Source organism: Catenibacterium sp. CAG:290, from assembly GCF_000437715.1.
Classification (GTDB): Bacteria; Bacillota_I; Bacilli_A; order Erysipelotrichales; family Coprobacillaceae; genus Catenibacterium; species Catenibacterium mitsuoka_A.
Genome location: NZ_FR898870.1, coordinates 71648 through 81157 on the forward strand (window position 1 = coordinate 71648; position 9510 = coordinate 81157).

At 35.2% G+C, this 9510-nt stretch carries 9 protein-coding genes and 1 pseudogene; 2 read left to right on the plus strand and 8 right to left on the minus strand.

Annotated features, from left to right (window positions below; all coding sequences use genetic code 11):
* Window positions 1–7: 7 nt before the first annotated feature.
* Both QVO42_RS10130 and QVO42_RS10135 read right to left on the minus strand, forming a co-directional pair.
* Complete coding sequence (locus tag QVO42_RS10130; protein ID WP_022425989.1) at window positions 8–580, minus strand: hypothetical protein; 573 nt, start codon at window positions 578–580, stop codon at window positions 8–10.
* Window positions 577–1293 carry an acyl-[acyl-carrier-protein] thioesterase gene (locus QVO42_RS10135; protein WP_022425990.1) on the minus strand — a complete coding sequence of 239 codons (717 nt, stop codon included), beginning with the start codon at window positions 1291–1293 and terminating at the stop codon, window positions 577–579. Before QVO42_RS10135 ends, QVO42_RS10130 begins: the two co-directional genes overlap by 4 nt.
* A 121-nt stretch (window positions 1294–1414) precedes the next feature.
* Between QVO42_RS10135 and QVO42_RS10140 the strand changes: the two genes are divergently transcribed.
* Window positions 1415–1906: a hypothetical protein gene (locus tag QVO42_RS10140; protein ID WP_022425991.1), complete on the plus strand. Its 492-nt coding sequence runs from the start codon at window positions 1415–1417 to the stop codon at window positions 1904–1906.
* 33 nt (window positions 1907–1939) lie between these two features.
* On the opposite strand, the gene QVO42_RS10145 is transcribed toward QVO42_RS10140, so the two are convergent.
* Entirely contained in the window at window positions 1940–3679 is a 1740-nt protein-coding gene (locus QVO42_RS10145; protein ID WP_022425992.1) for an ABC transporter ATP-binding protein, read from the minus strand.
* The gene (locus tag QVO42_RS10150) at window positions 3669–5384 is read right to left on the minus strand and encodes an ABC transporter ATP-binding protein (protein WP_022425993.1); all 1716 of its coding nucleotides are present in this window, start codon (window positions 5382–5384) and stop codon (window positions 3669–3671) included. The genes QVO42_RS10145 and QVO42_RS10150 overlap by 11 nt, the downstream gene beginning before the upstream one ends.
* A gap of 89 nt (window positions 5385–5473) precedes the next feature.
* Here QVO42_RS10150 and QVO42_RS10155 point away from each other — a divergent pair, with 89 nt between their 5' ends.
* Window positions 5474–6334, plus strand: coding sequence for a LysR family transcriptional regulator (locus tag QVO42_RS10155; RefSeq protein WP_022425994.1), 861 nt, complete (start codon window positions 5474–5476; stop codon window positions 6332–6334).
* Here QVO42_RS10155 and QVO42_RS10160 read toward each other — a convergent pair.
* The 4 genes and pseudogenes from QVO42_RS10160 to QVO42_RS10180 form a co-directional block, all read right to left on the minus strand.
* Window positions 6308–7177, minus strand: a complete 870-nt coding sequence (locus QVO42_RS10160) for a diacylglycerol/lipid kinase family protein (protein WP_022425995.1) — start codon at window positions 7175–7177, stop codon at window positions 6308–6310. The genes QVO42_RS10155 and QVO42_RS10160 overlap by 27 nt on opposite strands.
* 37 nt (window positions 7178–7214) lie before the next feature.
* Window positions 7215–7862 (minus strand): flavodoxin, encoded by a 648-nt coding sequence (locus tag QVO42_RS10165; RefSeq protein ID WP_022425996.1) that lies wholly within the window; start codon window positions 7860–7862, stop codon window positions 7215–7217.
* Window positions 7863–8090: 228 nt separating this feature from the next.
* Window positions 8091–8795, minus strand: a pseudogene (locus QVO42_RS10505) (carboxymuconolactone decarboxylase family protein).
* A gap of 26 nt (window positions 8796–8821) precedes the next feature.
* Entirely contained in the window at window positions 8822–9244 is a 423-nt protein-coding gene (locus QVO42_RS10180; RefSeq protein ID WP_006428324.1) for a cupin domain-containing protein, read from the minus strand.
* Window positions 9245–9510: the final 266 nt, after the last annotated feature.

Below are 9510 nucleotides of genomic sequence, written 5' to 3' on the forward strand. Positions count from 1 at the left end.
CTCCTTTTTAATCAAACGTTACAAGCTTTACAATATTCTTATGACTCTTATTAAAGAGTGTAGAAGCACCTACACATACACGTTCACCACATGATGAGAAGATAATAGATGTATCAGAGGCTGTTTCTTCATAACCAGTAATACACATCCAATGCCATGTTTCTTCTTCTAATATCTGTGCTTCATGAGTTAAGATCAACATACCAATAGGATGCCCCTGATCAATAGCTGTTTTCACAAAATGTACACCCTGTTCAGGAGATTCAGTAATCTTCTGATAAATAGGTTCTACATCTAAACCAATATGTTTCATATACTTCTTAAAGTTCTTCGCAAACTTATAAAAATAAGGGAAACCCATAATACCTGGCGTATTGATTTTAAACATCTTCGTCATCAATTCTAGAAAATCTGGATAAGAGATATCTAGCTTATGTTCATAGAAACAGGCCATATCTGCAGCACAAACACTTGCACATCCTGCACGTCTTGCCCATTCATCAGGAAACCAATCCTGATCTCCACCATAATAGTCTTGATTGCCTTTATGAAAGATCATGATAGGAAGTTCTTTTTTCATTTTGTATACTCCTTCATATGAATTTTCACAATAAAGCAGTTTTCTCCTTCTACATCTCCTTCAATGATATAGGTATCATCAATATGAGTGAGATAGAGTTCAATTGTCTGATGAGCGAGTATTTCTTTTTTATAGTTAATAGAAATAGAATCCATAAAATGATTTTCATAGGCTTCTACAGGAATCAAGTTAGACGCAATACGTAAATAATGGGTATTGTTTAAATGTCTATTTGTATCTATATCACTATAAGGTACAGTATAAGTATTTACTAATTGTCTATCATCTTGCGTAAAGAGTGTTTCTGGGTCTTCTTTGACCAAGTCTGGATTATCAGGAAGAGTGAGTCCTGCACGCTTAGGAGATGTAATACGACGTCTCTTTAGGTCAATAAGAGTCCAGATAGAACGACATTCACCAATACGTCTACCTTCTTTTTCTACATAGTAGAATCGAGGAAAAATCACATTGGAATAATGTCCAATATCTGTAGTAAGAGTAATTTCATCATCTTCATAAATAGGTTCAGTTAATATAAGTGATTGTTTAGAAACAACATATCCATACTTCCCTTTCATGGATTCTTTATAGAACCCTGATAGAGAACCATCTGCAGTTGCTAGACGTGAGAAATAGACAAAAATATTTTCATCTCTTAAACGACCTGTATAGTCGCATTGATCGTTCTGTATTGTGTAACGAAGTGTATACATTTTCATTTTCCCCCTTTTTTATGTATTATACTTCTTCTTTTTCATTTGTCCATACAAATAGGGTATAGCCAAATTGAACAGTTCAATGTATAATTATAAGAAGAATAAAGGAGAGAACAGAATGGATCAGGTTTTAATTATACTTGCATTTCTTGTTGGACTCGTTGGTCTCTACTTTACATATATGATTGTGAATGTAGTTGTAACTATTATTAAATCTAAGAAAAGAGATCATTCATTAAAATTCTGTATGAGTCCTGCAGGTAAGGCTTTTTATATTGGTCTTACAGTACTTTATTTTGTAGTATTATTTGGTTGTATCGCTTTTATGATTTCAACATACAATGCTCACAAAATGAACTACATTTCAAACGCTTTAAGTGTATGGGCTATTTATTCAATCATCTATTCAATGCAGATTGCGAATCTTGTATTAGTTGGTAGAAAAAATATGCTTGTAGGTCGTCTTCTTATCGATTATCGTAAGATGAAGAAAATCAACTTCAATACAAATAATGAAATCACATTTGTATTCGCGCAAAAGAACTTTAGATTCTCTACACGTTGGGTTGATAAACAGCTTTTAAGAAAAGCAGTAACAGGAAGAAGCTAATAAAAAAGGATTCCGTGAGGAATCTTTTTTTATTTACTCTGGTTTTTCAAACTGACTATAGTAAAGGTTATGATAGAAACCATTCTTCTTTAATAGTTCTTCATGTTTACCCTGTTCAATGATATGTCCATCATTCATCACAATAATCTGATCTGCTTTTTGAATAGTAGAAAGACGATGGGCTACAATAAAGGTTGTTCTACCAATCATCATTGTATCAAAGGCATCCTGAATTTGTCTTTCTGTACGTGTATCAATAGATGAGGTGGCTTCATCAAGAATCAACATAGGTGGATTTGCGAGCATGATTCTTGCGATAGATAAAAGCTGTCTTTGTCCTTGTGATAAGTTACTGCCTTCTTCTGCGAGCATCGCATCATAGCCACCTTTTAACTGAATAATGAATTTATGAGCATGGGCTTTTTTAGCAGCCTCAATGATTTCTTCATCTGTCGCATTATTTGAGCCATACGCAATATTATCTCTAATAGTGCCTTTAAATAACCATGTATCCTGTAATACCATACCATAGAGACTTCTTAAGTAAGAACGATCCATCGTTTGTGTATTGATACCATCAATAGAGATAGAACCACTTTGAGGATCATAGAAACGCATTAATAAGTTAATCAATGTTGTTTTTCCACATCCTGTAGGTCCTACAATCGCAATTGTTTCACCTGCATTGACATGAAGATTAAAATCAGTGATCAATGGTCTTTCAGGTGTATAACTGAAATTCACATTGTTTAAGTCAATAACACCTTGTGGATTATCAATAGCCTTGGGATGTTCTGGGTTTTTAATACCTGGTTCATCAATAATCTTAAAGACACGCTCAGCACAGGCTAAAGCTGCTTCTAATTCAGTAAATACGTTAGAAATATCATTAAATGGCTTTGTGTACTGATTGGCATAAGTCAAGAATGATGATAAACCACCCACTGTAAGACCTCCACCAATGACACTAAAGGCACCATAGATACATACTGTATCATAAACAATCGCATTCACAAAACGTGTAGAAGGATTCGCAAGTGCACCTAGGAACTGTGATTTAACACCACTCTTAAATAAACGATCATTGATTTCATCAAACTTCTCTTCATTGATTGATTCATGTTGGAATGCTTTGACGACTTTCTGGTTTCCTACCATTTCTTCTACAAAACCACTCATTTCTCCACGAATAGATAATTGTTCCTGGAAGAACTTGAATGTATATTTCGCAATAAGTGTTGCGACAATGAGAGAAAGTGGTGTTAATACAATAACAATCAAAGCCAGCTTGACATTCACATATAACATAAAGCCAATTGTACCTAAGATTGTCGCAATACCACCAAAGAGGTTGGTAAAGCCCTGTAATAAACCATCTGAAATCTGATCAATATCGGCAATCATACGGCTCATCATATCACCATGAGTATGAGAATCGATATAAGAAAGAGGTAAGATCTGGTATTGTTTAAAGAGTTCTGTTCTTAAGTCTCTTGTGATTTCATAAGTCATCTTATTAGATGCTCTAACTAAGAAATAGTTGAATAATGCAGTCATCAATACAGAGAATGCAATATAGAAGATCTTTTGACTTAGTCCCTGGAAGAAAACCTGATGATAACCAATCATCTGGTCAATGGCTTTCCCAATAAGAATTGGTGTCAAAAGAGTGAATATAATATTAATTGTAGAAAATAATAATGCACCTAGAAGATAGATACGATAAGGACGACAGAATGCCATAAGTCTTTTTAAAGTACTTTTATTCTTCATTATTCTGTCCTCCTTCCATCTGTGACATAACAATTTCCTGATAGACATCACATGTATTCATAAGCATGTCATGAGTACCCTGTCCTACAACTTCACCATGGCTTAATACCACAATAGAATCTGCATGCATTAAAGCACTCACTCTTTGAGAGACAATAATAACTGTCATATTAAGCGTACTTAAGGCTTTTCTTAGTTTTGCATCTGTCGCAAAGTCAAGTGCACTAGCACTATCATCTAGAATAAGTATTTCTGGTTTTTTGACTAATGCACGGGCAATAGTGAGTCTTTGTCTTTGTCCGCCAGATACATTCTTACCACCCTGTTCAATATAGGTGTCTAAGCCTTCTGTCATCTTATCGACGAATTCTTTAGATTGTGAAAGTTCCAATGCTTCATAGATTTCTTCATCTGTGGCATGAGGATGACCCCATTGCATATTTTCTCTGATTGTTCCTCCAAAAAGTGTGGCCTGCTGAGGTACAATACCAATCATATTTCTTAAATCCTTGAACTTATATGATTTAATAGGAAGGTCTTTGATACGGATTTCACCTTCAGTGACATCATAAAAACGAGGGATCAGGTTAATAAGTGTAGTTTTACCTGAACCTGTACCTCCAATGACACCGATTGTCTGACCTGGAAGAATATTGAATGATACATCAGTTAAGGCATTACCTGAATAGTATGAGAATGAAACATGATCATAAGTAATAAGGTTCTGGTAGTCACTTGGAGCCTCATTGATTCCCTGGACAATATCTGGTTTCTGACTTAATACATCTGCACATCTCTTGTATGATGCACTGGCTTTATTTAAGATTACAATAACATTCGCAAAGACATACATAGAAAGTAAGATCTGGTTCATATAGTTAATAAGCGAGATGACTTCTCCCTGTGTCATACTACCTGCATTGATTTTAAAGCCTGAGATATAAAGAATTGCGATAATCCCAAAGTTCACAATGATTGTAGTAGCTGGATTTAATACAGCACTGAGGTTACCTGCAATGATCTGCTCTTCTTTTTGTTTTGTGGTTGTTGATTCAAAACGTTTTTGTTCATTATCCTGCTGGTTAAAAGCACGAATGACTCTGACACCAGAAAGATTCTCTCTTGTGATGAGTGATACTTCATCAAGGATATGCTGGATATGAGAATACATAGGCGCTGTATGACTCATCACAAAGTAAATACTAAACGCAATAAGTGGTGCGACAATCACAAAGATAAGTGCTACCTGCCAGTTAATCACAAAGCTCATGATCAAAGAACCGATAATTAAAAATGGTGATCTTGAACATAAACGAATAACCATGGCAACAGCTAACTGAATCTGATTGATATCATTGGTGATTCTTGTGATTAAAGAAGGTGTACCAATAATATCAAGATCCTGATAATCATAACGGTTGATTGCACGATACATATCTTTACGCATAAGTGTACCTACACCCTGTGATGTAAGAGACGCAAAGTACTGACACACTAGTGAACTAGCATATCCTACTGTAGATAAACCAAAGATCACAAAAGCCATCTTTGTAATATAATTTGTATTATGTACTGCAACACCATTATCAATAATAAGAGCTACAGCCATTGGTATACATAATTCTAGAAATGCTTCTATAAGTTTAAATATAAAGCCTGAAATGGCCTGCCATTTATAAGGCTTTAAATATTTCATTATACACATATTTTTCCTCCCTGTCCTTGCAACATTATAATCCTATTTTATACTATATGTATAATATATATTTTATATAGAATTTATAGGAGATACATATGGAACTAAAACAGATGAAATACTTTAAGACAATTGTAGACGAAGGGACTATAACACAAGCTGCACGTGTATTACATATTTCACAGCCTCCTCTTTCTATGCAGTTAAAAGCGATAGAAGAAGAATTAGATACAATACTGATAGAGAGAGGACATCGTCATATCACATTAACGCCTGCAGGGCACTTATTTTATCGTAGATGTAATCAGATGTTGAATTTATATGAACAGACAAGTAAAGAAGTACAAGGAGCTGCCACACAGATTTTACGTTTTGGGATTACTTCTTCTAATGGTTATTTAATTACACATGAGCATATGGATGTGTTTAGAAAGAAATATCCTAAGTTAGATATTCATATGAAAGAAGGAACAACCTATGAGATGATGGATACCTTGCTAGCTCATGAAATAGATATTGCGTTAGTCAGGACACCATTTGATTCTACGAATGTGAAATCATTTTTATTTAAGCCTGAACCAATGATTGCGGTAGGACCTTCTACTCTTGTGAATGAAAAAAAGAACCATCTCATTGATTATCGAGATGATCCTGTTTTGATTCACAGACGTTATCGTCAGTTTATAGTCGATTATTGTTTAAATGAACTCCAATTCCAGCCACATATCCCTATTATTACAGATGATATACGTACTGCCTTAGTATGGGGTTCTATACTAGATCAGGTGGTTATTATACCTGAAGCGGCTATACCATATATAGACTTAAATTCACAAACCTATACTAAACTTAAAGACAAGGGTCTTTATACATCTGCAGCCTTTATCACACGAAAAGAAGAACTATCTCCAATCATAGAAACATTTATTTCTTTAATCATCAAAGACTACAAGATTTAAACTATTCTTCTTTACTTCTAGATGATAATGAGACGCTTTTACTTCTTCACCATCTAAATTACACGGATACTGAGATTCTACATCCACTTCATCTACAGTAAAGACATGAGCATGTTTATCCTGGTCAAGTGTTTCACTTACTATCTTCTTAATATATAAAGGAATGAGTCCTTTCTTAATTTGATCTAGAATCACAATATTCATGAGACCATCATCTAATGATGCATGAGGGGCAATCTTATAAGCCCCACCATAATATTTCGCATTTGCACAGGCACATAAAGTAACAGGACCTTCATACAATAGTGTTCCATGGCTGGTCATCTTAATATGATAAAATGGATACTGGACAAAGTTTCTTAGAATAGAATACTCGTATTGATGTCCTTTAAACATCTTAGGAATCTTCACATCATCATGAACATGATTCGCAATCACACTATCACAACCAAAACATGCATTATTGATAAAATAACGATTATTCATTAACACTGTATCAATAGGAATTGTTTTACCCTTTAAAGATGCTTTAAGTACTTCTTTAGAATCATTATTCTTAGAAATCATCTTAAAGAAGTCATTTCCTGTTCCATAAGGAATAACTACGAGTTCATGAGGTGTACCTACAAGTCCCTGAATGACCTGGTTCAACATTCCATCCCCACCAACACTATAAAAACGTGTGGGTTCTTTATAATGTTTAATAATCTTCTTGGCGTGATCAGGATAAGTACTCATGAATATATCATAATCATAACCCTGCATCACTTCTCTAATTGTTTCTATAAACGGATGATGATCATAATCATCATCCACTGGTTTAAGTAAAAATATATGTCTCATTATAATTCTCCAAAAAAAGACTGGATGCATATCCAGTCTAGATCATATCAATAGTTTCTAGCCACTCTTTAACGCCTTTGACATCAGTAAATGCCTTAGCACGCTTAAAGTTCGCATTTGGTATCATCTTATTAAAGTGAGCAACACTCTTCTTGCTGGAATATTTCACATGGCCACGCCAGTTCTTTTCACTTATACACATAGGTACAATTGTTTTACCTGATAAGTCATAATCCATACAGAATGAATCAATAATTAAAGGTTCATCCTTTTCCCAGCATGGATAAATAAGATACACTGTCTTGTATTGATTAATATCATTAATTTGATTTTTAAGAGCAGGTAATGTATCTAATACACATTTATTCTTATAATCATGTTTGTTTTCTTTAAGTGCTTTTGCGTAAGCTTCTCTTTCTTTTCTATGTTCTTTAATTCTCTCTTTAAAGTCTGTAGAGTACTTCTTAGAAGTCTGTAAACAAAGTAAATCCCCTTCTGTATATGACTGTACTTGTTTTGCGAGTTCACGTTCTTCTCCATTGAATGAATAATACACAATCAATGTATCACTGAGCCCACCTGTAATAGTTAAGGGGGCATCACTTTCTGAATATTTGGTATTATAAGTACATCCTGATAATGTGATCAACATCAAACATAAGAATGTAATGATTGATTTTTTCATAAAAAATCCTCCTCGGACATCATTATAACATATTTCCTAGAAAAAAAATAATGAGTTCACAATGTGTTCATAGATAAAAAGCATAATAGTACCTGTAAAGAGAAAGCAACTCCCTATAATAATTAAAGCTTCTTTTTGCCAAGAGTGATTCCTAAAATTTCCCAAATTCCCTTCAAAATAACTCTTGAAATAAACAACGATCAGGCTTCCCTTCCTGATCGTTTTGTTTTATTTCAATTTTAGATATTCTTCTTCGTCCACTGCTTCAAGCCACTCGTTTGAAGCATTTTCATTTGGTACACTTTCTGCAATATGTACAAAATAGCTTTCTGGTGCTGCACCATGCCAATGTTTGATTTCTGGCGCAATATAAACTGTATCACCTACATTGAGTTCCTGAGCAGGTTTTCCCCATTCCTGATAATACCCTCTTCCAGCCGTACATAATAAGATCTGTCCTGCACCATGATGGATATGCCAGTTGTTTCTGCATTAAACTGGACTCCCTATTCGCAATCCCTTGTAGTTACTGGCTTTAACGGCATACACGTCTGTGCTTTGTGCGAACTTTTCGTGACGAGCAGTTTTGCCAGGTTATTCCTCTGTTTCGTCCTCGTTCCAAACCTCTTTTGCAAGGTTGAACACTGCCCAGCCTTTTGGCCAGCCTGCATAGAATGCTACGTGGGTGATAATCGCTGCGATTTCTTTCTGCGTTACCCCATGATCCTTGGCATTCTGTAAATGGAATTTCAAAGAGGAATCTGTGATTCCCTGTGCCATCAGTGCTACGACTGTGATGATACTTCTTGTTTTTAAATCAATATCTTCGTTATTCCAGTTCTCTCCGAACAGAACGTCATCGTTAAAATGTGCAAACTCCGGGGCAAATGTTCCCAGAGCATTTCTTCCCGCTGTCTGTGTGATCTTTGCCATGATACTAAACCTCCGTCTTTCTTGCTTTATGGTAATTTGTTATACTCTTCTTCCGGTAAAAACTCAAGCCATTCATTGGAAGCACCCTCTGCCGGAACTTCAACAGCCAGATGCTGGAACCAGCTGTCTTTCGCTGCTCCATGCCAATGTTTTACTTCTGGTGGAATATTTACTACATCTCCGGCTTTCAGCTCACGAGCCGGCTTTCCTTCTTCCTGGTACCATCCTCTTCCACCAGTAACCATAAGGATCTGTCCACCTTTATGATGGATGTGATATGCATTGATGGTTCCAGGAGCGAAAGTAACGAGACCAACTGGTACTCTCTCTGTTGTAAGCATATTCAGATAGCACTCACCTGTAAAATATTTTGCAAATACTACATTTTCTTCACCGATTGGAAATACGTTACCTCCACCTAAGTCTTTTTTCATCTGTTCAATATCCATAAAAAATTCCTCCTTGCTCTTTTTCTTTTATGGTACAACCTGAAGTAAACTCCAGGTCAATAGACTTTGCAGCTTTTTACATAAAGTTCATAATTTTCCTGTGGCAGTTTGCTTTTCAGGTACGCTCTATTTCTTATCGGCTCCATCATACACCCATATTACTTTCTATGTCCAATACCCATTATCATGGGTTGCTTAATGCCTTTTAAGCATAATCTGTTTCTATATCACAATGCAAAACAGATCTGCTGTATTCTGGCAGACCT

Excerpts from the sequence above, each read along its gene's own strand:
- QVO42_RS10130 (WP_022425989.1), bottom strand. The coding sequence starts at position 580 with ATGAAAAAAGAACTTCCTATCATGATCTTTCATAAAGGCAATCAAGAC.
- QVO42_RS10135 (WP_022425990.1), bottom strand. The coding sequence starts at position 1,293 with ATGTATACACTTCGTTACACAATACAGAACGATCAATGCGACTATACA.
- QVO42_RS10140 (WP_022425991.1), top strand. The coding sequence starts at position 1,415 with ATGGATCAGGTTTTAATTATACTTGCATTTCTTGTTGGACTCGTTGGT.
- QVO42_RS10145 (WP_022425992.1), bottom strand. The coding sequence starts at position 3,679 with ATGAAGAATAAAAGTACTTTAAAAAGACTTATGGCATTCTGTCGTCCT.
- QVO42_RS10150 (WP_022425993.1), bottom strand. The coding sequence starts at position 5,384 with ATGTGTATAATGAAATATTTAAAGCCTTATAAATGGCAGGCCATTTCA.
- QVO42_RS10155 (WP_022425994.1), top strand. The coding sequence starts at position 5,474 with ATGGAACTAAAACAGATGAAATACTTTAAGACAATTGTAGACGAAGGG.
- QVO42_RS10160 (WP_022425995.1), bottom strand. The coding sequence starts at position 7,177 with ATGAGACATATATTTTTACTTAAACCAGTGGATGATGATTATGATCAT.
- QVO42_RS10165 (WP_022425996.1), bottom strand. The coding sequence starts at position 7,862 with ATGAAAAAATCAATCATTACATTCTTATGTTTGATGTTGATCACATTA.
- QVO42_RS10180 (WP_006428324.1), bottom strand. The coding sequence starts at position 9,244 with ATGGATATTGAACAGATGAAAAAAGACTTAGGTGGAGGTAACGTATTT.